Origin of the sequence: Tepidibacter aestuarii (assembly GCF_934924865.1) — a bacterium.
Taxonomy (GTDB): domain Bacteria; phylum Bacillota; class Clostridia; order Peptostreptococcales; family Peptostreptococcaceae; genus Tepidibacter_A; species Tepidibacter_A aestuarii.
Genome location: NZ_OW235315.1, coordinates 2,055,631 through 2,080,555, shown reverse-complemented (window position 1 = coordinate 2,080,555; position 24,925 = coordinate 2,055,631). Strand labels below are relative to the sequence as shown.

The following is a 24,925-nucleotide window of genomic DNA, read 5'->3' as shown; positions in this document are numbered from 1 at the left end:
ATAGTAAAAATAATATGAATAATATAATACATAATTGACTATAAAGAAAATATAATATATAATTCTATATAGAACGTCTGTTCTTTATATGAAAGGTGGGTTAATTATGAATGAAAATAAGAAAAAAGCATTAGATATGGCGCTTTCTCAAATAGAAAAAGAATTTGGTAAAGGATCTATAATGAGACTTGGTGAAAATACAAAAATGAATATAGAAACTATATCAACAGGATCTATAGGTCTTGATATAGCTATTGGAATCGGAGGTCTTCCAAAGGGAAGAATAGTAGAAATATATGGACCAGAATCATCTGGTAAAACAACAGTAGCACTTCATACAGTAGCAGAAGCACAAAAAGCAGGAGGAATAGCTGCATTTGTTGATGCAGAGCATGCTCTTGATCCGGTATATGCAAAAGCTCTAGGAGTAGATATAGAAAACTTAATAGTATCTCAACCTGATACAGGAGAGCAAGCATTAGAAATAGCAGAAGCATTAATAAGAAGTGGAGCTGTAGATATAATAGTAATAGATTCAGTTGCAGCACTTGTTCCAAAGGCAGAAATAGAAGGAGAAATGGGAGATTCACACGTAGGTTTACAAGCAAGACTTATGTCACAAGCTCTTAGAAAACTAACTGGATCTATTAAAAAGTCAAACACAATAGCAATATTTATAAATCAGCTTCGTGAAAAAGTAGGAATAATGTTTGGTAATCCAGAAACTACAACTGGAGGTAGAGCGTTAAAGTTCTATTCATCAGTAAGACTTGATGTTAGAAAATGCGATACTATAAAACAAGGAGATAGTATACTTGGAAGTAGAACAAGAGTTAGAGTTGTTAAAAATAAAGTAGCGCCTCCATTTAAAAAGTGCGAATTTGATATAATGTATGGAGAAGGAATATCAAAAATTGGAGATTTATTAGATGTAGCGGTAGATGTAGATATAGTTAAAAAATCTGGTTCTTGGTATAACTACAATGATACAAAATTAGGACAAGGAAGAGAAAATGTTAAAAAATTCTTGGCTGAAAATAAAGAGTTAGTAGAAGAGATAGATATTAAAGTAAGAACTCATTACGGATTAATAAAAGCTGAAGAGGCGGATGTAGCTACTGAATAAGGAGTGTAAACCTTGACACTTCAACCAAAAAATTATACAATTAGGGAATAAGAGGCTTTTAAATATATAGAGACCTATGTCTCTATATATTTTTGATTAAGTTTATCTTTAAATTAGAAAATGAAAAGAAAGACTTTGTTTAGTTTAGCTATTTTAATGACTTAAATTTTTACTATTTATGTTTGAAATAAAAATAAAAAATATAAATAGATTATTTTCGTTTAATCCAGAGATTTTAGGGTTGAATTAGTTGAATTTAATTCATTTAAACGACAATGTGAATTGGATTTCACTTTAGAAAAGGGAGGTGGAGATTATATTAATAAAAATATTATTAGCTGCAGCAGGGACTGGAATAGGTATCTTAATAGGCTATATAGTTAGAAAAAGTATAGCAGAGAAAAAGATTGGAGCTGCAGAAGAAGTATCTAAGCAAATAATGGAAAAAGCTGAAAAAGATGCTGAAACTATAAAAAAAGAAAAATTATTAGAGGCAAAAGAAGAATCTCATAAAATGAGAAGCGAAGTAGAAAAAGAAAACAAAGAAAGTAGACGTGAACTTCAAAGATATGAGAAGCGATTAGTTCATAAAGAAGAAAATATAGACAGAAAATTACAATCACTAGAATCAAAAGAATCTAATTTGAATGAAAAATTAAAAGCTATAGTAAAAAAAGAATTAGATATAGAAGAAGTAAAAACTAAACAAATTGAAAAGTTAGAAAGTCTTTCAGGAATCACATCAGAGCAAGCAAAGAATATTATATTGACTAATACTGAAAAAGAAGTTAGACATGAAATGTCAATGATGATAAAAGAAATAGAAGTTGCTGCTAAAGAAGAAGCTGAGAAAAGAGCTAGGGAAATAATAGCATATTCAATTCAAAAATGCTCAGCAGATCATGTTGCTGAAACTACAGTTACAGTAGTAAATCTTCCTAATGATGAAATGAAGGGACGAATCATAGGTAGAGAAGGTAGAAATATAAGAACGCTTGAGACTTTGACTGGTATAGACTTGATAATAGATGATACTCCGGAAGCAGTAATATTATCAGGATTTGACCCAATAAGAAGAGAAGTGGCAAGAATTGCTCTAGAAAAACTAATATCAGATGGAAGAATACATCCAGCAAGAATAGAAGAAATGGTTGCAAAGGGAAGAAAAGAAGTTGAAAATATAATAAAAGAGCAAGGTGAACAAGCTACTTTTGAAACTGGTGTTCATGGGCTTCATCCAGAACTTATAAGATTACTTGGTAGACTTAAATATAGGACAAGTTATGGTCAAAATGTTCTTAAACATTCTATAGAAGTGTCTCATTTAGCTGGAATAATGGCAGCTGAAATTGGAGCGGATGTTAAACTTGCAAAAAGAGCAGGACTTTTACATGATATAGGAAAAGCAGTTGATCATGAGATGGAAGGAACTCATGTTGAGTTAGGAATGGATTTACTTAGAAGATATAAAGAATCTAAAGACGTAATTCATGCTATGTCAACTCATCATGGTGATTATGAACCTCAAACGGTTGAAGCTGTTATAGTTACTGCAGCAGATGCTATATCTGCTGCAAGACCAGGGGCTAGAAGAGAAACACTAGAAGCTTATATAAAGAGACTAGAAAAACTAGAAGAAATATCTAATTCATATGATGAAGTAGAAAAATCATATGCTATTCAAGCAGGTAGAGAAGTTAGAATAATAGTAAAACCTGAAAATGTTACGGATGACGGAATGCATTTACTTGCTAGAGAAATAACTAAGAGAATAGAAGATGAATTAGAATACCCAGGACAAATAAAAGTAAACATAATAAGAGAAACAAGAGCAATAGAATATGCAAAATAAAAAAGTAGCCATAGGCTACTTTTTTATTTGAATTTATTTCTTATTATAGAAACCACAAATATTAACACCATTATTGTAATGAATGAGTATATCATTATATCGAAAAAGCTAAGCCCTGAACTGTAAAATCCATGATTGCTGTAAAATGGGTATCTAAAATTGAAAAAGGTATTAGATCTTTTTGGAGTATAGTCTTCATTGTTAGAAATCTGTTTTTTACTTGAATTATCATATGTTTCTTCATTTTTAGTGTTTTTTGTTGTATTTGAAAAGCTACCACTTTTCATAGAGCTCTTAGGTGTAGAGTCTTTATATGTAGTATCCTTGGTGTTTGAATAAGTACTAGAATTATTTGAATTACTTTTTGTAGTATCTGAAAAACTTCCGCTTTTTAATCCAGATTTACTAGATTTTGGAGCAGTAGAATATGTATCCGTTGTTTTATAATTACTATCTTTTGTATCAGTACTACTTTTAAAACTAGAACTTTTTAATGTGCTATTACTGCTATTCGTGTTTTGATATGAAGAAGAATTGCTTTTATATGATTTGCTATAAGAAGAGCTCCTAGGCTTAGAATAGGAGCCACTTCTTGTTTTAGCATAAGCAGTATTTGCTATTATTTGAGAAAACAGTAGTGTAAATATCAAGAATATAGATAAAAACACTCTTTTAAAATTTTTATTCATAAAAACACATCCCCTTAATCTAAGTTGCAAGAATTAAATATTTGAGCTATATAATCGAACTCACAAGCATCCGATATTTCCCCATAATTATCTTCTTTTATACCAGGATAGTGGTATAGTATATATTTTTCGTCATGATTATTTGTGTTTTGAATTACGATATATCTCTTATTGTCATTTAATACTTGTATAGTAGATAACACGTTATATGTATCATTTTCATTTGTATCGTTATTTGTAAGATCTAAAGTATAATCCTTATAAGCTGTAGCATTTACATCTTTATGGTCGCACATAACAATTTTTGAGTTCGCTCTACATCCAAGGCAAGTATCAAAATTACATTCTTTTATACATCTGAAGCATGAGCATTTTAAGCAGTTTTCGATCTGCTTAAAATGGGACTCATGTTCTTTCTTGTATTTATTTAGTTTTTCTATATAATGATCTTCCTTTTGGAAAACTTTGAAAATAGATTTTTTATTATATTGAGATTCTAAAGTATCTATAAGATCTATATAGTCTTTCAATATATTTGATTTGGATATATATTTTCTTTGGCTTATTCTATCCTTTGATAAAAAGTCATTTATATCATTTATTGCGTAATTTATATCTACGTATATTTTTTCATATTTATTTTTTTCATCTTTAAATAAATTAGAGTCCATTTTAACCACCTTAACTAGTTTTTATATTTTTGAAGTTCTAAGTCTAGATCTATATCATTTTCTAATTTTTCAAATTCTTCATCTAGAGAATCTGAGTTGTTTTTAAGTTCAGACATTCCTTCAGCTAAAGCTTCTTTTTTAGAAATTTTTCTTTCTATATCATCTAAGTCAATACTATTAGACCCATTATCTACATTTGCCAATATTTCATTTACTTTTTGAGATGCTTCAGCATTGTTAAGTCTTGCAGCAGCTTCATCTCTGTAATGTCTTGTCTTTTTAATTTCATCTTCTAAATTCGTAAGCTTTGATTTTAATTGATCTGCTTTTATTTTAGCCTCATCATAAGATTTCTTTAAACTTTCATATTTTTTGTCACATTCCATTTTCTTTTGTAAAGCTTTTTTAGCTAAATCTTCGTTATTTTTACTCATTGCAAGCTTGACTTTTTCATCAAAATCATTAGATTCTTTTAATGTTTCATCCATTTGTTTTTTTATTAAGTGGGCATTTCCTATCACTTCAGCAGATGATAATTTAGCTTTATTAAGGCTTTCTTCCATTTCTCTTATTTTAAGGTCTAGAAGCTCTATTGGGTTTTCAGCTTTGTCTAATGCACTGTTTGCTTTTCCTTTTATAATGTTGTTTAATCTTGTAAAAATTCCCATTTTAACATACCTCCATATTAGTAAATAATATTTACAAGTGGTTTTTAAAACTACTTGATGTACTTATGATAATATATAAATGAAAAAAATGAAACCGCCATTTAGGTTAATAAATGCTTGAAAAATGAAATTACATCTAAATATCTAACTAATTCTAATATTTTCTTAAAAATAATACGAATATTACAAAAAAAGATAATCGAAAATACAATATATAGTTTTTAATACTATATAGCAAAACCTTTATATTTTTATAACTCACTTATTACATATTAAATGTAAACATTTGATACATTATTTGTTTAGAATAAAATACTTTAATTTTTTAAATACTAATAATGATAAATTTTTAATATGACATTATATGATAAGGAGGATACTATAGTGTATATATGCGATTATCATGTGCACACAGATTTTTCTTTTGACTGCGATACTCCTGTTGAAGAAGTTATAAAAAAAGGTATTTCTATTGGCCTTAAAGAGATGGCTTTTACTGATCATGTAGAGTATGATATTGAATTGATTGATTTTGATAACTATTTAGAAATGTATAATGAAATGAAAAATAAATATAGTGATAAAATAAATATTTTACTAGGAGCTGAAATTGGATTTCAACATCATGTAATAGATGATATAGAAAAATTAATAGATGATTATCCATTTGATTTTACTATATTATCAACTCATACAGTAGATAGGCTTGATATATGCAATGGAGATTTTTTTAAAAATAGAGATTTAAAAAATGCTTATCTTAGATACTTTGAGAATATGTTAGAAAGTATAGAAACATTTAAAAACTATAGTATATTGGGGCATTTAGATTTTATAAATAGATACACTAAGGGCAATCAAAAGCTATTATATAGTGATTATATAGATATAATAGATTCTATATTAACTAAAGCTATTGATAGTGACTGTGGAATAGAAGTTAATACATCTGGGTATAGATATGGTTTAGAAAGTGTACATCCACAAGTGGAAATATTGAAAAGATATAAAGAACTAGGTGGTCAAATAATAACTGTTGGATCAGATGCTCACAAATCAAAGGACATATGTGCAGATTTTGACATAGCATACGACATATTAAAAAATATAGGTTTTAAAAGAATTACAACATTTAAACAAAGAAAGCCAGAATTTAAAAATATCCCATAATGGGATATTTTTTTGCATAAAAAAACTTATATAATTATTAGAAATCAAATATTAGTTTTTGAGTAATATTAGGGGGATTGTGGTTAAGTTTAAAATAAAAATTTATGAAATAGTGCAAGAAAGTAACGATAGTGCAAACAATACAAAAAATGGTAGATATTCTACAATGGAAAATAGAAATTTATGCCATAGAAAAGTGCATCATTCTGTTAAAATTAATGTAATATTCAAAAAACTTACAATCTAATTGTAGAAGTAAAATATGAGGTTTAAGATTTAATATTTAGGTAAGATTGTGTTAATTCATTGTTTGTATTTAGCAAAGTTTAAAGATGATATAGAAATAATACAGTAAAGTGACCAAGATACAACTTAAAAGAAAACGTTTGCAGAATTGTACAGTTACATAAAACTCTGTAAATAAATTTAAATGACTATATTTGAGTAACTAAAAATAGTCATTATAAATTTTTATTTAAAGTTAGTAACTAAAAAATATTTAATGGAAGGGAGTTTTGTTTGTGTCAGAAATGTCAACAACGGCTAATGCATCTGCAATTGCTGCTAAAAAGAAGCTATCATCTCAGTTTTTTAGAAAAGGTATCACAATTGCATTAATCTCAGCTGTAATGTATGGATTCTATTCAGCGTTTTTAACCTTAGGTATGACTAAAGGTATTTGGGCAGATTGGTATGGCGAAAATACATCAGGTTTATCACCGTTTGTTATTACATTCGTATTAGGGGCAGTTGGAAGTGCAGTAAATGACACTTGTAGTGCTGTCTGGGCAATATTATATGCAGGTGTTAAAGGTAAGTTTGGAGATTTCTTAAGATGTCTTAATACTACTCCAGGGCGTGTAATGATTTTAGCGGCTCTAGTTGGAGGACCTATTTCTAGTACAGCTTATGTTATTGGACTTCAAATGGCTGGTTCAATTGTTATTCCTATTACAGCTCTTTGTCCAGCTATTGGTGCTATTTTAGGAAGAGTTTTATTTAAACAAGAATTAAACAAGCGTATGATGTTAGGTATTGCTATTTGTGTTCTTGCTAGTTTTATGATTGGTAGCACAAGTATTAGTGGAGATGCACAAGAAGGTGCGTTCTTAGGTGTTTGTATTGCTTTCATTGCTGCTCTTGGATGGGGATTTGAAGGTTGTGTAGCTGGTTATGGTACATCTATGATTGACTCTGAAATAGGTATTACTATTCGTCAAGCAACATCAGGGCTTTCAAACTTAATTATATTACTTCCTATTTTTGGAATAATGGCAGGGGATGTTGGGCTTTCAACTAATCTTGCATTTAAAGCATTTACAAGTGGACCCGCTATGATTTGGTTTGCTGCAAGTGGTCTTTGTGCATTCGTTTCTTATATGTTCTGGTATAGAGGTAACAGTATGTGTGGTGCAGCTCTAGGAATGGCTTGTAATGGAACATATTCATTCTGGGGACCATTCTGTTGCTGGCTAGTGCTTGGCGTATTCTGTGGTATTAGTGGTTGGTCAATACCACTTATAGCTTGGGTTGCTGCTGTACTTATGGTATTTGGTATTTTAGTAATTTCAATGAATCCATTGGATTTATTCAGAAAAAAGGAGGAATAAGTAGTATGAAACCTCTTAACTATGCTATTTTGAAGTATTTCACAAATATTGATGATGCTTGTGCAGAAGATGTTATTGAAGCTTTAAAAGGTGAATATGGTAATTTTAAAGCCTTAAATAAAAAGGATGTAATATCTGCTTTAATGACTGCTGAAGCTAATGGTCTTCTTGAAGAATCAAGATTTGAAATGGATGAGTCTGGTGAACTAAAAGTTTATTACCGTGCTCACGAAGAAGGAGCAGCTACAATTAACAAGTATATTAAAGATTAATAATTTAGATTAATATTAGAATTTTATTGGTTTAAAGTAAGAATGTATATTTTCAAGAAAATGCAGTTATATAACTGCATTTTCTTGAAAAGTTTATAAAACACGCATTGTTATAAAAGGAAGGAGGTAATGTAATGAGATATCATGGAGATGAGGCATTAGGTCTTATTGAGACAGTAGGAATGGTTCCTGCAATTCATGCGGCAGACAAAATGTTAAAAGCTGCTAATGTTGAACTTGTATCATATGAAAATATTGGTTCTACTCTTGTTACAATCATGGTAAAGGGAGATGTTGCTGCTGTTAAGGCATCTGTGGAAGCAGGAGCTGCTGCTGCTGCTGCAATTGGTAAATTGACAGCACAAAATGTCATGGCACGACCTATTAGAGATATTGGAGATATTGTTTCAATATATGATGTTGATAAATAAAAGTAAATTAGAGGAGAGGGACTATATATGAGCAGATACAATGCTTTAGGTTTAATAGAAACATTTGGTATAGTTTTTGTTTTGGAGGCTGCAGATGCAATGTGTAAAGCTGCTGATGTTGAATTGATTGGTTTTGAAAATGTAGCTTCAGGCTATATTTCTGTGTTAGTAAGCGGAGATGTAGGAGCATGCCAAGCAGCAGTAGAAACAGGTGTGAAAGCTGTTGAAGATATGGGTGCTGAAGTTTATAGTTCAGTTGTTATTCCAAGCCCTCATCAAGATATTCAAAAAATTATTTCACGCTACTCACTTGATGCTTTGAACGCTTAATAAATCAATAAGTTGAAAAATACATATTAATGTAAATGAAAGGGAGAGGCATAAATGAACATTATAGATAATGATTTGCTCTCCATCCAAGAGTCTAGAATTCTTATAGAAAATGCAAGCCAAGCACAAAAAGCATTAGCAACTTTTTCGCAGGAAAAATTAGATGAAATTGTTGAACGTATGGCAGAAGAAGTTAAAAAATATGCCTACGAACTTGCCAAAATGTGTGAAGATGAAACTGATTATGGAAAATGGCAGGATAAATATATCAAAAATCAATTTGCTTGCGAGTATGTACCAATTAGACTTAGAGGAATGCGTTGTGTGGGTATTATTGGAGAAGATAGAGAAAATAAGACTATGGATGTAGGAGTACCTATGGGTGTAATTATTGCATTAAGTCCTGCAACAAGCCCTATTTCTACTACCATCTATAAAGCTCTGATTGCAATTAAATCAGGAAATGCAATTGTTTTTTCTCCGCATCCTAGAGCGAAGAATACAATTGGCAAAGCTCTTGACATTATGATACGCGCTGCTGAAGGATATGGGTTACCGACAGGAGCTCTTTCATATTTACACACTGTAACGCCTGCAGGGACAAAGGAGTTAATGAATCATAAAGGAACATCAATTATTATGAATACGGGTGTTCCAGGAATGCTAAAGGCAGCATATGAGTCAGGAAAGCCTGTAATTTATGGAGGTAATGGTAATGGACCGGCATTCATTGAACGTACAGCAGATATTAATCAGGCAGTGAAAGATATTATTGCTAGTAAGACCTTTGATAATGGAATGGTATCAGCTGCGGAACAATCTATTGTTGTAGATAGCTGCATTGCAGCTGAGGTTAAACAGGAGATGCAAAACAGTGGTGCATATTTTATGACAGAGGAAGAGTCACAAAAGCTTGGTTCACTATTTTTTTATTCAGAGGGAAGAGTAAACTCTGAAATGGTAGGTAAATCTGCATTAGAATTGGCCAAGAGAGCAGGGTTTTGTGTCCCAAGCAGTACATTAGTACTGATTTCTGAGCAGAAATATGTTTCTGAAACTAATCCTTATTCTAAGGAAAAACTTTGCCCAGTTTTGGCTTACTACATAGAAGATGATTGGATGCATGCCTGTGAAAAATGCATAGAGCTACTATTAAGCGAAAGAAATGGGCATACCCTTGTTATTCACTCGAAAAATGAAGACGTAATTCGCCAGTTTGTATTGAAAAAACCGGTAGGTAGAGTACTTGTTAACACTCCTGCTTCCTTTGGTAGTATGGGTGCAACAACTAATTTATTTCCTGCGTTGACTCTTGGAAGTGGATCAGCAGGTAAGGGAATGACCTCTGATAATGTATCACCGATGAATCTAATTTATATTCGTAAAGTGGGGTATGGAGTAAGAAACATAGAGGATATATCTAATGAGGTTTTGACAAGAGAAAAAACGTCTATAAGTTGTATATCAGAATCAAAAGAGAATAATCAAAGTGAAATTAAGGTGCTACAGCATATTTTAGAAAAAGTTATAGAAGAAATAAAATAACTTTTCAGATTTGCTTAAGCACTGCAAAAAACATAGGCAACCAGGAATAATTGTAAAAGAATTGGGGGTAAGGATTTTGGATATTCGTGAATTTTCAAATAAACTTGCAGAAGTAACTAAAAATATGTCTGCAGAAGAACGATCATCTTTAATTAAGATTTTTGAAGGTATTTCAAATGAAATTACAAAAGATGACACTACAAGTTGTCCACAGCCTGATGTTAAGGAGACTGAAATTCCAAGTGGTATGACTGAGCGTTTAAAAAAATTAAAGGAAACATATTTAAAGTGGAAACCTAGTATTACTACATATCGTGCACGTGCTATTACCAAGATTACTAGAGAAAATCCTGGTATGCCTAAAATTTTATTAAGAGCTAAATGTTTTAGATATTGTTGTGAAACTGCACCGTTAGTAATTCAAGATGATGAATTGATTGTAGGAGCTCCTTGTGGTGCACCTCGTGCTGGAGCTTTTTCTCCTGATATAGCATGGAGATGGATGGAAGATGAAATTGATACAATTGGTACTCGTCCTCAAGATCCATTTTATATTTCAGAAGAAGATAAGAAGTATATGCGTGAAGAGCTTTTCCCATTTTGGAAAGGTAAATCTGTTGATGAACATTGTGAAGACCAATATCGAGAAGCTGGAGTTTGGGAAATTTCAGGTGAATCATTTGTTTCAGATTGCTCATATCATGCAGTAAATGGTGGTGGAGATTCTAACCCTGGATATGATGTAATTTTAATGAAAAAAGGTATGTTAGATATTCAAAAGGAAGCAAAAGAGCATTTAGATAAATTAAGTTATGAAAATCCTGAAGATATTGAAAAGATTTACTTCTACAAATCTGTTATTGAAACTACTGAAGGAGTTATGATTTATGCTAAGCGTTTATCTGAATATGCAGATGAACTAGCAGAAAAAGAGATAAATCCCAAGCGTAAGGCAGAACTAAAAAAGATTTCTGAAATAAATAAAAGGGTTCCAGCTCATAAACCTAGTACTTTCTGGGAAGCAATTCAGGCTGTTTGGACTGTAGAGTCTTTATTAGTAGTTGAAGAGAATCAAACAGGTATGTCAATTGGCCGTGTTGACCAGTATATGTATCCATTCTATAAGGCGGATATTGAGAGTGGCCGCATGACTGACTATGAAGCATTTGAGTTATCTGGGTGTATGTTAATTAAAATGTCAGAGATGATGTGGGTTACTAGTGAAGGTGGTTCTAAATTCTTTGCAGGCTATCAACCATTTGTTAATATGTGCGTTGGTGGTGTTACGCGTGAGGGTCTTGATGCTACAAATGATTTAACTTACTTATTAATGGATGCAGTTCGTCATGTTAAGATTTATCAACCATCATTAGCAACACGTATTCATAGTAATTCACCTAAGAAGTATTTAAAGAAAATTGTTGATGTTGTTCGTTCAGGCATGGGATTCCCAGCATGCCATTTTGATGATGCTCATATAAAGATGATGCTAGCAAAGGGTGTTTCTATAGAAGATGCTCGTGACTATTGTTTAATGGGGTGCGTTGAACCACAAAAGTCAGGGAGATTATATCAGTGGACTTCAACAGCTTATACACAATGGCCTATTTGTACTGAATTAGTTCTAAACAAAGGTGTTCCACTATGGTATGGTAAGCAGGTTTGCCCTGACATGGGTGATTTAGATAGTTTTAAAACTTATGAGGATTTTGAAAATGCTGTTAAGGAACAGATTAAATATGTTACTAAGTTAAGCAGTATAGCTACTGTTATATCACAGCGTGTTCATAAAGAATTAGCTCCAAAACCATTAATGTCAATAATGTATGAAGGATGTATGGATAAAGCTAAAGATGTTTCTGCTGGTGGAGCTATGTACAACTTTGGCCCTGGTGTTATATGGAGTGGTTTAGCTACATATGTAGATTCTATGGCTGCTATTAAGAAGCTAGTGTATGATGAAAAGAAATATACATTACATCAATTAAATGAAGCATTAAAAGCTGATTTTGAGGGTTATGAACAACTTAGAAGTGATTGCTTGAAGGCTCCAAAGTATGGTAATGATGATGACTATGCAGATTTAATTGCTGCTGATTTAATTAACTTTACTGAGATGGAACACCGTAAGTACAAGACTCTACATTCTGTACTTAGCCATGGTACTTTATCTATATCTAACAATACTCCATTTGGTCAGTTGACTGGTGCATCTGCAAACGGACGTAAAGCTTGGACACCATTATCTGATGGTATCAGTCCTACTCAAGGAGCAGATTTTAAAGGACCTACTGCAATTATCAAATCTGTTTCTAAAATGTCTTGTGACAACATGAATATAGGTATGGTTCATAACTTTAAGCTTATGGCTGGTTTACTGGATACACCAGAAGGTGAAGAAGGTATTATTACATTACTGCGTACTGCTTGTATATTTGGTAATGGTGAAATGCAGTTCAATTATTTAGATAACAATACCTTAATAGAAGCACAGAAGCATCCAGAGCAGTATCGTGACCTGATAGTTCGTGTAGCAGGTTATAGTGCATTCTTTGTTGAGCTTTGCAAGGATGTTCAAGACGAGATAATAAGTAGAACTATGCTTACACATTTTTAAATAGAAATTTTTTAAGAATGAGTTTTATTTTATCCGAAAGCTAAGAGTTCTAAGACTTCATCTTCTGTAAGTTGGAGATAAGAACTCTATAGCCTTTGGATTAATTACATATTTAAATGAATCAAACGGGAGATTAGATGATATGAGCAATAATAAGGCAGGTATGATTGAAAGAAAAGCATTTATATTTAATGTGCAAAAATACAATATGTATGATGGACCAGGAGTAAGAACACTGGTGTTTTTTAAAGGATGTCCACTGCGTTGTAAGTGGTGTTCTAATCCTGAAGGCTTAGAACGAAAATATCAAGTTATGTTTAAAAGTGAATCATGTATTGATTGTGGTGCTTGTGTCTCTGTTTGCCCAGTAGGAATTCATACTATTAATAAGGAAGAAAAACATGTAGTAAATCATAGTATTGATTGTCTAGGGTGTAATAAGTGTAAAGATGTTTGTACTAAAGCTGCATTATCTATTGTAGGAGAGGTAAAAACTGTTTCTGAGCTTTTAGAAATTATAGAAGAGGACAAAGATTTTTACGATGTTTCAGGTGGTGGAGTAACTTTAGGTGGCGGTGAGGTAACTATGCAGCCGGAATTTGCTTCAAATTTACTTATGGTTTGTAAGCAGGAAGGAATAAACACAGCTATTGAAACATGTGGCTATGCAAAGAGGGAATCTATACTTCAAGTTGCACAGTTCACTGATTTATTTCTTTATGATTTAAAGCATATCGACTCAGAAAAACATTATCAACTAACAGGAGTACGTAATGAGCGAATCTTAGAAAACCTAAAGGAACTGCTCCGTCGCAGATATAATGTAAAAATCAGAATGCCGCTTTTAAAAGATGTAAATGATAGTCAAGGTGAGATTAAAAGAGTAATTGAATTTTTGATGCCTTATCGAGATTACAAAAATTTTAAGGGCATAGATCTACTTCCTTATCATAAATTAGGTGTAAATAAGTACAAACAGCTAGGCATGAAGTATCAAATAGAAAAAGACCCAAAATTGAGCAATGATGAGCTAGAAATTATTGAGAGCTGGATTAAAGAATATGATTTTCCAGTTTCAGTTATAAAGCATTAATAAAAGTAGGGTTAATATAGAAAATAGATTGAGAGGTAACTTTTATGGGAGTTGTTGGTGAAAGATCTATACAACGTGTCATACAAGAATCAGTACCTGGAAAACAGGTTACAATTGCTCATATTATTGCTTCCCCTATGCAGGATATTTATGAACGCTTGGGAATAGATGATAAAGGAGCAATTGGAATTTTAACAATAACACCATATGAATCGGCTATTATTGCAGCTGATGTTGCAACAAAGACTGCGGATATTGAAATTGGATTTTTGGATAGGTTCACGGGATCTTTGGTTATTACCGGTGATGTACAGTCTGTTGAGACAGCACTTAATGCGGTAAATGAAACACTGAAAAATCTGTTGAACTTTACAACAGCTCCTATTACAAGAACATGAGAAAGAAGAGAGTAATGGTGATTGGACCTACAAAATCTGGGAAGACCACATTAGTGAATGCATTAAATGATTATGATGGTCCATTAAGAAGAACACAGGATATTATTTATGGAAAAAACACTATAGATGTTCCAGGATCTTATATTGAAAATACATGGATGTATAAGCATATTATTGCAGTATCTCAAGATGCATCTCATGTCTTAATATTAGTTGATCAGTCAAAATGCGATAATGTGTATTCGCCTGGATTTGCCAAATCCTTCAGATGTCCGGTAATTGGTGTAATAACTAAAGTTGATTTAAAGGTAGAAAATGAGGAGTTGTGTTATAAGCAATTGAAAGAAATAGGAATATCAGAGCCTTATTATAAGATAAGTGTTCCAAATAAAATAGGTATTGAAGAATTAAAAGAATATTTATTTTCAAGAACAGTAAAGGGGGATTAATATGAAGTTTATAATTGAAGAAGATTTGCGTAACTTATTCAAAAAAGAACCTTTTACAAGTTATGAGATAAAAGAAGGAGAAAGGCTTACGCCAGGAGCACGTCAGTTTTTATTAGATCGTGGAATAAATATATTTGACGATGATTCTTATATAAAAAAAGGCTCTGAAAATATAAAAGAACAATCAAAAGAGTTGGAAATAAGGAATGATTGGAAAAAGAAAATGTTTGACTCTAAGATGAAGTCAATGGAAGCACAATTTCTTATTACTGCCCAAGAACTTTTATATAGAGATATTTTTTTAGCTCAAAGTATTATCAATTTAGGTAAGCAATTCTCTAATATTAAAAAATCATTAGATGAGAAGAATACAGATGAGATATTCTGCTGTAAAGAATGTACAGGGATAAAAGCAGATAATTTTTCTGATGATTTGAATGATTGCTTTGAAATCACAGAGTTCCACATACAATTGGAAAAGGGCAGAGAAATAATTATTCTACATAGGCTACGTTGTGCTCTTAGAGAGCTAGAACCTTTTATTCTAGAGCTGTTTGAGAATAATGATAGTGAAAATGAATTTTGTAAAGAAACTATCGGGAAGGTTAACCAGAGTGTTAATACCTTATCCCAAATAATTTGTTCTATTTTTGGAGGTAAAAGATGTCAGAGAAAGAGTTAAGCTATGAATACTGTGATCAAATTGTCCAGAAATTTGAAGATGTTGTGGAACAACCAATTTTAGCTAAATCCTCAGTTTACTATACTGGAGTAGATTTGGGTACTGCATGTGTTGTTTTAGCAGTATTAGATGAGAACTATAACCCAGTTGCAGGTGCTTACCGATATGCTGATGTAGTTCGTGATGGTATGGTTGTAGATTATATTGGAGCAATAAAAATTGTTAGAGAGTTAAAGCAGGAGATTGAAGAAAAATTAGGCACAGAACTAATTTATGGAGCTGCTGCAATACCTCCGGGGACAGATGCCCTAGATTCAGGAGCAGTAAAAAATGTTGTTCAGGCTGCAGGGTTTGAATTAACCAATGTTCTTGATGAACCTACAGCAGCTAATAAAGTTCTTAAGATTCAAAATGGTGCAGTTGTAGATATCGGTGGTGGAACAACAGGAATTTCAATACTAAAGAATGGAAAAGTTGTTTATATTGCTGATGAACCAACAGGAGGTACTCATTTCTCACTAGTTGTTTCTGGGGCATATAAAATGTCATTTCAAGAGGCAGAATTGTATAAGAGAGAAATTAAAAATCATAAAGAGCTATCAATTGTATTAAAGCCGGTAGTTGAAAAAATAGCATCTATTATAAGCCAGCACATCCAGGGCCATGATGTTGATGAAATATTTTTAGTTGGAGGAACTTGTTGTCTAACAGGTATTGAAGATATCATAGAAAAAAAGACTGGCATTTTTACTCATAAGCCTCAAAATCCTATGTTTGTAACTCCTTTAGGAATAGCGCTTAGCTGCACACAAGAAATCATAGAATAGGAGATATTTGGTTATGGAATTTAGAATTATCAAATCTCCATCAAAGTGTACTATTGATATTCTTATGAAGAGAATAGGTGTTAATAGCGACTTGAGTTGTGTTGATGCAATTGGTCTAGTACAGGGTAGAATGATAGATATGATTTGTGCAGTTGATATTGCAGAGAAGACGGCTGGTGTTACAGTATCAGATATTAGAGGTAGTTGTCCACAAAATATGATAATGATAGGGATCTTTGGTGATACGGCTTCTGTTGAGTCGGCTATTTCAGAAATTAAATGCAATTTAGAAAAGGGGAAATCTGTATGTTAGCTGCAAAATTAATTGATAATGTATGGTCAACTAGAAAAGCAGATTCACTAAATGGATTAAAATTTATGTTGGCAGAAGTGATTGGCGGTAGTGATGATGGTCAGAGATTAATTGTTACAGACAACATTGGTGCCGGAATTGGAGATAGAGTTATTGTTTGTACAGGTTCAGCAGCGCGTAGAATGTTAGGAAATGATGATATTCCAGTTGATGCAGCTGTTGTCGGAATTATTGATAAAGGTTGCAATTTTGGATAAATTCAGGAGGTGTAAGAATGAATCTTCTTGATAAGGTAAGAGAAGCCGGTGTTGTTGGTGCAGGAGGAGCTGGGTTTCCGACTCATGTAAAACTTGCATCAAAAGCTGAATATATACTTCTTAACGGAGCTGAATGTGAACCATTATTGAGGGTTGATCAACAGCTTATGGAGCTATTTCCAGATGAAATTATAAAGGGATTTGAAGCAGCGGGAAAATTCGTTGGGGCAAGTAAAGCCCTTATAGGTATAAAAGGAAAGCATAAAAAAGTAGTTTCTATATTAAGTAAGAGGATTGAAGCACTTGGGTTAGGGAATTTTGTTGAAGTAAGAGAACTACCAGATGTTTATCCAGCAGGAGATGAACAAGTATTAGTTTATGAACTAACAGGTAGGGTTGTTCCAGAAGCGGGAATCCCAATTCAAGTTGGGTGTGTAGTGTTAAACTCGGAAACTGCATTGAATATATACAATGCATCTGAAAACGAGTCAGTTACACAAAAATATATAACAGTTGCAGGTGATATTCCGAAGAGCTTAACAGTTAAGGTTCCTGTGGGTACACCTATTATAGATGTGTTGAGGCTAAGTGGTATTGAAAACTTTGATAATTATGCAGTTATTGATGGTGGTCCTATGATGGGTCCTATCATGAGTAATTTAGATGGATATGTTACTAAAAAAAGTAAGGGGTTCATAATTTTGAAAAAGGATCACCATCTAGTAAAAAAGAAATCTGTTACCTCAGAACAGGCTAGAAGAGTTAATAAGTCTTCTTGTGAGCAATGCCGAATGTGTACAGATCTGTGTCCACGTTATCTTCTTGGGCATGAGATGCAGCCTCATAAGATGATGAATGCTTTAAATTATGCACTAGATGATGTTGAAGGTCAAAGGATTGCACAGCTTTGCTGCCAGTGCAATTTATGTGAACTGTTCTCATGTCAAGCGGGGCTTCATCCGAGATTTGCAAATGTATATTTTAAAGATAAATTGGCAGAGCAAAATATAAGATATAAGCCGAAAAAATCAGAATTTACAGTTCGCAAAAGCCGAGAATATCGCTTACTTCCAACTAAACGACTTATAGCTAGATTAGGTTTGTACAATTTTGACAAACCAGCTCCTATGACGGAAGTAGAAGTAAAACCAGAATTGGTTCATATATCAACAAGGCAACATGTAGGTGTACCTGCAGTTCCGATTGTTTCTATTGGTGATCATGTTGAGATAGGTCAGCAAATAGGTAAAATTCCGGAAGACAGTTTAGGGGCAACTATACATACAAGTATATCAGGAAATATAGTTGAAATTGAAAAGGAGTTCATTGTAATAAGGAGGGGCTAATATGCAAAATGCAATAGGAATGGTTGAATTTACAAGTATTGCACGTGGAATATATGCAGCAGACCAAATGGTAAAAGTTTCTGATGTAGAAATAGTTACAGCTGGTTCTACCTGTCCTGGTAAATATATAGCAATTGTTCATGGCGATGTTGCATCAGTTGATAACTCAGTGAGCACTGGAGAAAGAGTGGCAGAAGAATATTTGGTCGATTCAATTATTATACCAAATGTTAGCCCTCAAGTATTTCCAGCAATTACAGGTTCAACGATGCCAGAAAGGATTCAAGCTTTAGGAATTATGGAATCTTTCTCGCAAGCGACTATGGTTATTGCCGCTGATGCAATACTTAAGGCAGCGGAATTAGAACCAATAGAGTTACGTTTGGGAAATGGATTGGGAGGTAAGTCATTCTTTACTTTTACTGGTGATGTTGCTGCAGTTCAAGCCGGAATTGAATCAGGAAAAGCTATTGCAAAGGAACAGGGTCTTTTAGTAAATGTAGAGATTATACCTGCTCCATCTGATACATTAATTGCATCTTTACTTTAATTCATAAAAACTTTATGCATAAAAAGAAGTTTTAAATATTAGTATGAAAGGATGTGAAAAAATGAAAAAATTGATTTGTGCCAAGGATGTTGAAGCTGCTAAGAAGCAAGGTGAACAAGTAATTTATATTGATAGTAATACACTTATTACACCATCAGCAAAAGATGTAGCGAGATTTTCTGGAATAGAGTTTTCTACAGAAGCACCTGCTTGTAAACCAAAGAATACTTGTGAAGAAAAAGCAACTGAACAAGTAAAAGGCTTGGAAGGTGGGTTAGACAGTGAAGTGATTTACAAGGTATTGAAGGCTATGATGGATAAAGGACTTTTAAATGAAATACTTGGTTCAATTTCTAACCCTAAGCCATATATATCTGAAAGTGCTTCTAATGGCTTAAAGGTAGTACGTGGCGATTCTGTAAAGTTTGATGTTTTTGATACTGGAAATCCTGATGCAAAGGTATCCTATCAAGAATTAATTAGTAAAGAAGAATCTTCTATGAGTGCCGGATTTTTAACTATTGATCATTCTAAATTTGATTGGGAACTAACTTATCAAGAAATTGATTATGTTATTGAAGGTACTGTAACAGTTACTATAGATGGTAAGACTTTAACAGCATATCCTGGTGATGTACTGTATGTTCCATCAGGTTCAAAAGTTACTTGGGGATCTAATGATAAAGCTAAGCTATTCTATGTTACTTATCCAGCTAACTGGGCAGATCTTATAAGTTAGAATTAGGGAGGATTATGTAATGCAGGCACTTGGTTTAATTGAAACAAAAGGACTTGTTGCAGCTACAGAGAGCACAGATGCTATGCTAAAGGCAGCAGATGTGAGTTTCATGGAAAAAACATATGTTGGAGGCGGTCTTGTTTGCATTGCTGTGACTGGTGATGTTGGTGCCGTAAAAGCAGCTGTAGAAGCTGGTGGAGCAGCAGTCAGAAAAATTGATGAAAAATTACTAATTTCACAACATATAATTCCCCGTGCACATGAGGAATTAAAGGGCACAATTGTAACAGTAGAAACTGAATTAAAAGAAGAAACAAAAGATGAGGAAATTGTGATAGTAGAAACTGAATCAGAAGAAAAAAAAGTAAATGAATCTCAAGAAGAAGCAAATGATTCTACACAGATAGTTTTCGATGAGTTACATAATAAAGAAGTTGTAGATAAGATGGTACTTCGATATGGTTTAGAAAAAACTATTGAAGCTCTTAGAAAATTTAAGGTTATAGAACTTCGAAAACTAGCTCGTCAATATAAGGATTTTGGTATAAAAGGAAAGAGTATCTCTAATGCAGGTAAGAAATTGCTGATTGCAGAGTTTAAAAAATATTACAAGAATAATTAATCAAGTTAGAAAATTAAAATATAAACTAAAACACTATGAAAAAGGAATGGGGGGGTTTGATTGGAAAATATTGATCGCGATTTACGTTCAGTACAAGAAGCACGAGACCTTGCACGATTAGGAAAAATTGCTGCAAATCAGATTGCTGACTATACTGAAGAACAAATTGATAAGATTTTATGTAATATGGTTAGAGTTGCAAAAGAAAACGCAGTATCTTTAGCTAAAACGGCTGTAGAGGAAACAGGGTTTGGTAACGCTGAAGATAAGACATATAAGAACCATATGTCTTCTGTTATTCTTTATAATGAGATTAAAGATATGAAAACTATTGGTGTTATTAGAGAAGATCTAAATCAGCAACTGATTGATATTGCTGAGCCTATGGGCTTATTAATGGGTATTGTTCCTTCAACTAATCCAACATCTACTGCTATTTTTAAAGCAATGATATCAATTAAATCACGTAATGGTATTGTATTTTCACCACATCCATCAGCATTAAAGTGTACGCTTAAGGCTGTAAGTTTAATGCATGATGCAGCAGTAGAAGCAGGAGCTCCTGAAAATATTATAAGTAGCATTTCAACACCAACTATGCAAGCTACAAATGAGCTAATGAAACATGATGGCATTGCTTTGATTATTGCAACTGGAGGACCAGGAATGGTAAAGGCATCTTATAGTGCAGGTAAGCCTGCTTTAGGTGTTGGTGCTGGTAACTCACCTGCTTATATTGAGAGAACTGCTAATATCCAAAAAGCAGTTAGTAACATTATGGCAAGTAAGACTTTCGACAATGGCACAATTTGTGCATCTGAACAATCAATAATTGTGGAAGAGTGTAACCGCGAAGAAGTAGTAGCTGAGCTTAAGAAGCAGGGCGGATACTTTATGACAGTAGAAGAAACTAAAAAGGTTTGTAAGCTGTTATTTAAGAATGGTCACACTATGAATGCTAAGTTTGTGGGGAGAACTCCACAAGTTATTGCCCAGGCGGCTGGAATTTGTATTCCGGAAGGAACAAGACTTTTAATAGGAGAGCAGCAAGGAGTTGGTGAGGAATATCCATTATCATATGAAAAATTGACAACAGTTATCGCCTTTTATACAGTGAAGGATTGGCATGAGGCATGTGAACTTAGCATACAACTACTTCAAAATGGTATAGGGCACACTATGAGTCTTCATACTGAAGATAGAGATATGGTAATGAAGTTTGCTAAAAAACCAGCATCTCGTATTTTAGTTAATACAGGTGGAGCTCAAGGAGGAACTGGTGCAAGCACTGGACTTATACCTTCTTTTACATTAGGTTGTGGTACATGGGGAGGAAGTTCAGTTTCAGAAAATGTTAGTCCTATGCATTTAATAAATATCAAAAGCGTTGCATATGGTTTAAAGGATTGCGCTACATTAGCTTCTGCTGATTCGTCTTTTAATTATCCTGAACTTAATAATAGTGAAGTTAAGACTGAATCTATATCCTGTACAAATAGTTCTATATTAAATGAATTGAATATAGATTGTACTGATAATGAAAAGCTTTTAGGTTTAGTAAATGAAATAGTAAAAGCTATGAAGGGAGCTAACTAAAATGGACAATCACGAAGCTGTCCTAAAGCTTTTGATGGAGGCTATTCAATCAAACGCGTCTTCAACAGAAAAAAAAGAAGATATAAATGAAATTCCAGTAGGGATTTCAAACCGTCATGTGCATCTTTCACAGGCGGATATGGACTCTTTATTTGGGGAAGGTTATCAGATGAATAAGATGAAAGATTTATCCCAGCCTGGACAATATGCCTGTAAGGAGACATTAATAATCTGTGGACCAAAGGGTGCTATTGAAAAAGTTAGAATTCTTGGTCCAGCGCGTAGCAAAACACAGGTAGAAGTTCTAGTAGGAGATTCATTTAAGTTAGGAATAGTTTCACCGGTAAGATTATCAGGTGACTTACATGGAACACCTGGAATAACATTAGTTGGTCCAAAAGGTTCTGTTAGAATTACAGAAGGTTTAGTTGTAGCACAACGACACATTCATATGAGCTGTGAAGATGCACAACGCTTTGGTGTGAGTGATGGTCAGGTGGTCTCAATTGAAGTTACTGGGCCAAGAGGTGGTATTTATAATGATGTTGCCGTTAGAGCAAATGATACTTCTGTTTTAGAATGTCATGTTGACACAGAGGAAGCAAATGCTATGAATATTAATTCGTTATCAAAAATTAAAATAATAAAATAAAAGTTTAGGGGGAAATAAAAATGAAATATGATGCATTAGGAATGATAGAAACAAAAGGTTTAGTAGGATCTATTGAAGCTGCAGACGCAATGGTTAAGGCTGCAAATGTTTATTTAGTTGGTAAAGAGCATATTGGTGGTGGATTAGTAACAGTAATGGTAAGAGGTGACGTTGGTGCTGTAAAAGCTGCAACTGATGCTGGAGCTGCAGCTGCACAAAGAGTTGGAGAATTAATTTCAGTTCATGTTATTCCTCGTCCACACATGGAGGTTGAGACAATTCTACCTAAGGTAGAAAAGGCAGAAGTAAAATAGACTTAAAAAAGTAATACATAATATAAAGTAGAAACAGAGGGTAAATTTTGCCCTCTATTTTCTATTCTATATTAAGAATAATAAAGGCACCAATTATAAATTGGTACCTAAGATAATATATGTATAAGGTATGTTTAGTTTTTTGTCTTTGATTTATGTATATATTTTCTATAAGCTTGTGGAGTCATATTCATGTGGGCATAAAAAACTCTATTAAAATACGATGCATCTGAGAATCCACATTCTATTGAAATACGATAAGCAGGATAATTAGTTTCTTCTAATAAATGACAAGCATTTTGTACTCTAAGATTAATTACATATTCAGAAAACGATACGCCCATTTCTTTTTTAAAAACACGGCTGAAATACTTAGGGTTTACAAATACTTTAGAGGAAACTATTTCTAATGTGAGCTTTTCCATAAAATGTTCTTTTATATAATCTACTGATTCCTTTATAAATGATTGAATACATTCTTTAGGCTTTGTACTTTTTTTATTAGAAATTTCTTCTACCGCCACTGCACACTCAGATGTAGAGGCTAATATTTTGCTAAAAACTTGCTTAAAAACAGATGGTTTTACTGGTTTTAATAGATATTCTGAAACCTGTAATCTGATAGCCTTTTGTGCATAGTGAAAGTCTGAAGATGCAGATAAAATAACGATATATGTATTAGGAAGAAATTTTCTGATTTCTTCAATTGTACTTAAACCATCTAGTTCAGGTATCAATACATCCATTATAATAATATTTGGTCGATGTTGATGAGCAAGTTTTATAGCTTCAACTCCACTTTTACAGGTTAACAGTGTATCTTCTTGAGTAATTTCTCGAAGTATTATTGATTTTAGAAATTCCTGTTCAAGCACTTCATCTTCTACGATTAATATTATGCTCATCTCAATCACCTCTCTATAGGTTTAGTAGGAATTATTATTGCAACAGTACTTCCACTATAATCAGATTTTACAATTTTCAATCCGTATTGATTACCATATTGTTGTTTTAAACGTTTATCTGTGCTTTTAAACCCTAGACCTGATTTATTTTCAGAGTGTTGTATTTTTTGTAAAACATCCTTAGAAAAACCATTACCGTTATCTATAATAGAAATGATTATTTCATTACCATTTTTTTGAGCGCATATGCGTATTTTTCCTCCGTCACGCTTTGGAGTTATGCCATGGATAATAGCGTTTTCAAGTATAGGTTGAATTACCATGTTTGGTATCCTATAGAACTTAAGGCTTTCAGGCACATCAATTTCATATTCTAAACGATTTTTGAATCTAACTTTTTGTATATATAAATATTTTTCAATGTTATCAATTTCAGCTCCTATGGTGTGCAGTTGGTATTCTTGTCTTAAATTATATCTTAGTAAATCAGATAAGCAGTAGATAAGCTCTTCTGTCGTATGAGAATTCTCAAAATATGCAATCCGAGCAATACAGTTTAATGTATTGAATAAAAAATGGGGGTTAACTACTAAAGACATGTTTTTTGCTTCTAAGTCAATAATTTTTTTCTCTAGTATTTCCTTTTCAATGGATAATCTTTCTACATCAGAATATGAATTATTTACCCTTTGGGATAAATCAATAGAAATATCTTTTGTAATCTGTCCACATAATTGCTCATGTACTTTAATTTTATTTGATTCTACAGTCTTTAATGAAGATATAGATTTAGCTACATGTTCTAATTTAGAAAATTTATCTTCATTAAAAGATTGAATATCGATCATATATCTTTTATATTCATTTTCTTTTAAATATACTTGTAAACCAGCTAGATAACCTATAGTTTCATCATTTACTATAATAGGCAAAAGGATGTTTTCAAGCCCATATTTACATACAAATCTATTATCTGAATCGGCATTTAATCTACATTTGTAGTCATGACATACTTGATCTACATTTTCCTGGCATATACGGGTACAAAAGTTTGGGGAAGGTATAAACTCAAATAAAATATCGCCATTTATATCAATTAAAAACAGAGGGATATCTGATAAGGATAGGATATTACTATAGCGTGTATATAAATTTGAGGTTATTAATTCTTTTAGCATTTTTTTTGCGTTACTCATGCTTG

Annotated in this window: 29 protein-coding genes; 24 read left to right on the top strand and 5 right to left on the bottom strand. The window is 32.7% G+C overall.

Translation table 11 applies throughout. The features are described 5' to 3' along the window. The first annotated feature begins 106 nt into the window (after positions 1–106). Both recA and rny read left to right on the top strand, forming a co-directional pair. Complete coding sequence (recA, locus tag M2214_RS10315; protein WP_248477200.1) at positions 107–1,126, top strand: recombinase RecA; 1,020 nt, start codon at positions 107–109, stop codon at positions 1,124–1,126. A gap of 313 nt (positions 1,127–1,439) precedes the next feature. Further along, entirely contained in the window at positions 1,440–2,978 is a 1,539-nt protein-coding gene (rny, locus tag M2214_RS10310) for a ribonuclease Y (RefSeq protein ID WP_248484818.1), read from the top strand. A gap of 23 nt (positions 2,979–3,001) precedes the next feature. Here rny and M2214_RS10305 read toward each other — a convergent pair whose 3' ends face one another. The 3 genes from M2214_RS10305 to M2214_RS10295 are packed head-to-tail and all read right to left on the bottom strand — an operon-like array spanning position 3,002 to position 5,006. Next, positions 3,002–3,667, bottom strand: coding sequence for a hypothetical protein (locus M2214_RS10305; protein ID WP_248477191.1), 666 nt, complete (start codon positions 3,665–3,667; stop codon positions 3,002–3,004). A gap of 14 nt (positions 3,668–3,681) precedes the next feature. Then, positions 3,682–4,338, bottom strand: a complete 657-nt coding sequence (locus M2214_RS10300) for a DUF1292 domain-containing protein (protein ID WP_248477189.1) — start codon at positions 4,336–4,338, stop codon at positions 3,682–3,684. Between the two features lie 14 nt (positions 4,339–4,352). Next, positions 4,353–5,006, bottom strand: coding sequence for a PspA/IM30 family protein (locus tag M2214_RS10295; RefSeq protein WP_248477187.1), 654 nt, complete (start codon positions 5,004–5,006; stop codon positions 4,353–4,355). A gap of 384 nt (positions 5,007–5,390) precedes the next feature. On the opposite strand from M2214_RS10295, the gene M2214_RS10290 reads away from it, so the two are divergent. The 22 genes from M2214_RS10290 to eutM all read left to right on the top strand — a co-directional run bounded on the left by M2214_RS10290 (position 5,391) and on the right by eutM (position 22,819). Next, a complete protein-coding gene (locus M2214_RS10290) occupies positions 5,391–6,176 on the top strand; it encodes a histidinol-phosphatase HisJ family protein (RefSeq protein ID WP_248477178.1) in 786 nt (261 codons plus the stop codon). 79 nt (positions 6,177–6,255) lie between these two features. Next, the gene (locus M2214_RS10285; protein ID WP_248477169.1) at positions 6,256–6,423 is read left to right on the top strand and encodes a hypothetical protein; all 168 of its coding nucleotides are present in this window, start codon (positions 6,256–6,258) and stop codon (positions 6,421–6,423) included. 283 nt (positions 6,424–6,706) lie between these two features. Next, positions 6,707–7,786: a hypothetical protein gene (locus M2214_RS10280; RefSeq protein ID WP_248484816.1), complete on the top strand. Its 1,080-nt coding sequence runs from the start codon at positions 6,707–6,709 to the stop codon at positions 7,784–7,786. Positions 7,787–7,791: 5 nt separating this feature from the next. Continuing rightward, positions 7,792–8,058, top strand: coding sequence for a hypothetical protein (locus M2214_RS10275; RefSeq protein ID WP_248477166.1), 267 nt, complete (start codon positions 7,792–7,794; stop codon positions 8,056–8,058). Between the two features lie 134 nt (positions 8,059–8,192). After that, on the top strand, positions 8,193–8,489 hold the full coding sequence (locus M2214_RS10270; protein ID WP_248477164.1) for a BMC domain-containing protein: 297 nt from the start codon (positions 8,193–8,195) through the stop codon (positions 8,487–8,489). Positions 8,490–8,516: 27 nt separating this feature from the next. Further along, positions 8,517–8,819 carry a BMC domain-containing protein gene (locus tag M2214_RS10265; protein ID WP_248477162.1) on the top strand — a complete coding sequence of 101 codons (303 nt, stop codon included), beginning with the start codon at positions 8,517–8,519 and terminating at the stop codon, positions 8,817–8,819. A 54-nt stretch (positions 8,820–8,873) separates the two neighbouring features. Further along, complete coding sequence (locus tag M2214_RS10260) at positions 8,874–10,364, top strand: aldehyde dehydrogenase family protein (protein WP_248477159.1); 1,491 nt, start codon at positions 8,874–8,876, stop codon at positions 10,362–10,364. 76 nt (positions 10,365–10,440) lie between these two features. Further along, the gene (gene cutC / locus M2214_RS10255) at positions 10,441–12,981 is read left to right on the top strand and encodes a choline trimethylamine-lyase (protein WP_248477157.1); all 2,541 of its coding nucleotides are present in this window, start codon (positions 10,441–10,443) and stop codon (positions 12,979–12,981) included. A gap of 142 nt (positions 12,982–13,123) precedes the next feature. Beyond that, positions 13,124–14,074, top strand: coding sequence for a choline TMA-lyase-activating enzyme (cutD, locus tag M2214_RS10250; protein ID WP_248477147.1), 951 nt, complete (start codon positions 13,124–13,126; stop codon positions 14,072–14,074). A 44-nt stretch (positions 14,075–14,118) separates the two neighbouring features. Continuing rightward, positions 14,119–14,472: an ethanolamine utilization microcompartment protein EutS gene (gene eutS, locus M2214_RS10245; protein ID WP_248477139.1), complete on the top strand. Its 354-nt coding sequence runs from the start codon at positions 14,119–14,121 to the stop codon at positions 14,470–14,472. Beyond that, a complete protein-coding gene (locus M2214_RS10240) occupies positions 14,469–14,921 on the top strand; it encodes a EutP/PduV family microcompartment system protein (RefSeq protein ID WP_248477137.1) in 453 nt (150 codons plus the stop codon). The genes eutS and M2214_RS10240 overlap by 4 nt, the downstream gene beginning before the upstream one ends. A 1-nt stretch (position 14,922) precedes the next feature. Continuing rightward, positions 14,923–15,603, top strand: coding sequence for an ethanolamine utilization protein (locus M2214_RS10235; RefSeq protein WP_248477135.1), 681 nt, complete (start codon positions 14,923–14,925; stop codon positions 15,601–15,603). Next, positions 15,585–16,430 (top strand): ethanolamine utilization protein EutJ, encoded by an 846-nt coding sequence (gene eutJ, locus M2214_RS10230; RefSeq protein ID WP_248477133.1) that lies wholly within the window; start codon positions 15,585–15,587, stop codon positions 16,428–16,430. Before M2214_RS10235 ends, eutJ begins: the two co-directional genes overlap by 19 nt. 13 nt (positions 16,431–16,443) lie before the next feature. Continuing rightward, positions 16,444–16,743 carry a BMC domain-containing protein gene (locus tag M2214_RS10225; protein WP_248477131.1) on the top strand — a complete coding sequence of 100 codons (300 nt, stop codon included), beginning with the start codon at positions 16,444–16,446 and terminating at the stop codon, positions 16,741–16,743. Next, a complete protein-coding gene (locus M2214_RS10220) occupies positions 16,737–17,000 on the top strand; it encodes a EutN/CcmL family microcompartment protein (RefSeq protein ID WP_248477129.1) in 264 nt (87 codons plus the stop codon). Before M2214_RS10225 ends, M2214_RS10220 begins: the two co-directional genes overlap by 7 nt. A gap of 17 nt (positions 17,001–17,017) precedes the next feature. Continuing rightward, on the top strand, positions 17,018–18,346 hold the full coding sequence (locus M2214_RS10215; RefSeq protein ID WP_248477127.1) for a 4Fe-4S dicluster domain-containing protein: 1,329 nt from the start codon (positions 17,018–17,020) through the stop codon (positions 18,344–18,346). 1 nt (position 18,347) lies between these two features. Then, entirely contained in the window at positions 18,348–18,896 is a 549-nt protein-coding gene (locus M2214_RS10210) for a BMC domain-containing protein (protein WP_248477124.1), read from the top strand. A gap of 61 nt (positions 18,897–18,957) precedes the next feature. Next, positions 18,958–19,635, top strand: a complete 678-nt coding sequence (locus M2214_RS10205; protein WP_248477110.1) for a cupin domain-containing protein — start codon at positions 18,958–18,960, stop codon at positions 19,633–19,635. Positions 19,636–19,654: 19 nt separating this feature from the next. Then, positions 19,655–20,257 carry a BMC domain-containing protein gene (locus M2214_RS18485; RefSeq protein WP_248477108.1) on the top strand — a complete coding sequence of 201 codons (603 nt, stop codon included), beginning with the start codon at positions 19,655–19,657 and terminating at the stop codon, positions 20,255–20,257. Positions 20,258–20,317: 60 nt separating this feature from the next. Next, positions 20,318–21,853 (top strand): acetaldehyde dehydrogenase (acetylating), encoded by a 1,536-nt coding sequence (locus M2214_RS10195; protein WP_248477106.1) that lies wholly within the window; start codon positions 20,318–20,320, stop codon positions 21,851–21,853. Positions 21,854–21,887: 34 nt separating this feature from the next. After that, positions 21,888–22,505 carry a phosphate propanoyltransferase gene (locus tag M2214_RS10190; protein WP_334302875.1) on the top strand — a complete coding sequence of 206 codons (618 nt, stop codon included), beginning with the start codon at positions 21,888–21,890 and terminating at the stop codon, positions 22,503–22,505. 20 nt (positions 22,506–22,525) lie between these two features. Then, on the top strand, positions 22,526–22,819 hold the full coding sequence (gene eutM / locus M2214_RS10185) for an ethanolamine utilization microcompartment protein EutM (protein WP_248477102.1): 294 nt from the start codon (positions 22,526–22,528) through the stop codon (positions 22,817–22,819). A gap of 134 nt (positions 22,820–22,953) precedes the next feature. Here eutM and M2214_RS10180 read toward each other — a convergent pair whose 3' ends face one another. Together M2214_RS10180 and M2214_RS10175 are read right to left on the bottom strand one after the other, a co-directional pair. Then, positions 22,954–23,724: a response regulator transcription factor gene (locus M2214_RS10180; RefSeq protein ID WP_248477100.1), complete on the bottom strand. Its 771-nt coding sequence runs from the start codon at positions 23,722–23,724 to the stop codon at positions 22,954–22,956. Between the two features lie 5 nt (positions 23,725–23,729). After that, positions 23,730–24,920 carry a histidine kinase gene (locus tag M2214_RS10175; RefSeq protein WP_248477092.1) on the bottom strand — a complete coding sequence of 397 codons (1,191 nt, stop codon included), beginning with the start codon at positions 24,918–24,920 and terminating at the stop codon, positions 23,730–23,732. Positions 24,921–24,925: the final 5 nt, after the last annotated feature.

Coding starts and splice junctions, on each gene's coding strand:
- recA (WP_248477200.1), top strand. CDS start 107: ATGAATGAAAATAAGAAAAAAGCATTAGATATGGCGCTTTCTCAAATA.
- M2214_RS10305 (WP_248477191.1), bottom strand. CDS start 3,667: ATGAATAAAAATTTTAAAAGAGTGTTTTTATCTATATTCTTGATATTT.
- M2214_RS10300 (WP_248477189.1), bottom strand. CDS start 4,338: ATGGACTCTAATTTATTTAAAGATGAAAAAAATAAATATGAAAAAATA.
- M2214_RS10295 (WP_248477187.1), bottom strand. CDS start 5,006: ATGGGAATTTTTACAAGATTAAACAACATTATAAAAGGAAAAGCAAAC.
- M2214_RS10280 (WP_248484816.1), top strand. CDS start 6,707: ATGTCAACAACGGCTAATGCATCTGCAATTGCTGCTAAAAAGAAGCTA.
- M2214_RS10275 (WP_248477166.1), top strand. CDS start 7,792: ATGAAACCTCTTAACTATGCTATTTTGAAGTATTTCACAAATATTGAT.
- M2214_RS10270 (WP_248477164.1), top strand. CDS start 8,193: ATGAGATATCATGGAGATGAGGCATTAGGTCTTATTGAGACAGTAGGA.
- M2214_RS10265 (WP_248477162.1), top strand. CDS start 8,517: ATGAGCAGATACAATGCTTTAGGTTTAATAGAAACATTTGGTATAGTT.
- M2214_RS10260 (WP_248477159.1), top strand. CDS start 8,874: ATGAACATTATAGATAATGATTTGCTCTCCATCCAAGAGTCTAGAATT.
- cutD (WP_248477147.1), top strand. CDS start 13,124: ATGAGCAATAATAAGGCAGGTATGATTGAAAGAAAAGCATTTATATTT.
- eutS (WP_248477139.1), top strand. CDS start 14,119: ATGGGAGTTGTTGGTGAAAGATCTATACAACGTGTCATACAAGAATCA.
- M2214_RS10240 (WP_248477137.1), top strand. CDS start 14,469: ATGAGAAAGAAGAGAGTAATGGTGATTGGACCTACAAAATCTGGGAAG.
- M2214_RS10235 (WP_248477135.1), top strand. CDS start 14,923: ATGAAGTTTATAATTGAAGAAGATTTGCGTAACTTATTCAAAAAAGAA.
- eutJ (WP_248477133.1), top strand. CDS start 15,585: ATGTCAGAGAAAGAGTTAAGCTATGAATACTGTGATCAAATTGTCCAG.
- M2214_RS10225 (WP_248477131.1), top strand. CDS start 16,444: ATGGAATTTAGAATTATCAAATCTCCATCAAAGTGTACTATTGATATT.
- M2214_RS10220 (WP_248477129.1), top strand. CDS start 16,737: ATGTTAGCTGCAAAATTAATTGATAATGTATGGTCAACTAGAAAAGCA.
- M2214_RS10215 (WP_248477127.1), top strand. CDS start 17,018: ATGAATCTTCTTGATAAGGTAAGAGAAGCCGGTGTTGTTGGTGCAGGA.
- M2214_RS10210 (WP_248477124.1), top strand. CDS start 18,348: ATGCAAAATGCAATAGGAATGGTTGAATTTACAAGTATTGCACGTGGA.
- M2214_RS10205 (WP_248477110.1), top strand. CDS start 18,958: ATGAAAAAATTGATTTGTGCCAAGGATGTTGAAGCTGCTAAGAAGCAA.
- M2214_RS18485 (WP_248477108.1), top strand. CDS start 19,655: ATGCAGGCACTTGGTTTAATTGAAACAAAAGGACTTGTTGCAGCTACA.
- M2214_RS10190 (WP_334302875.1), top strand. CDS start 21,888: ATGGAGGCTATTCAATCAAACGCGTCTTCAACAGAAAAAAAAGAAGAT.
- eutM (WP_248477102.1), top strand. CDS start 22,526: ATGAAATATGATGCATTAGGAATGATAGAAACAAAAGGTTTAGTAGGA.
- M2214_RS10180 (WP_248477100.1), bottom strand. CDS start 23,724: ATGAGCATAATATTAATCGTAGAAGATGAAGTGCTTGAACAGGAATTT.
- M2214_RS10175 (WP_248477092.1), bottom strand. CDS start 24,920: ATGAGTAACGCAAAAAAAATGCTAAAAGAATTAATAACCTCAAATTTA.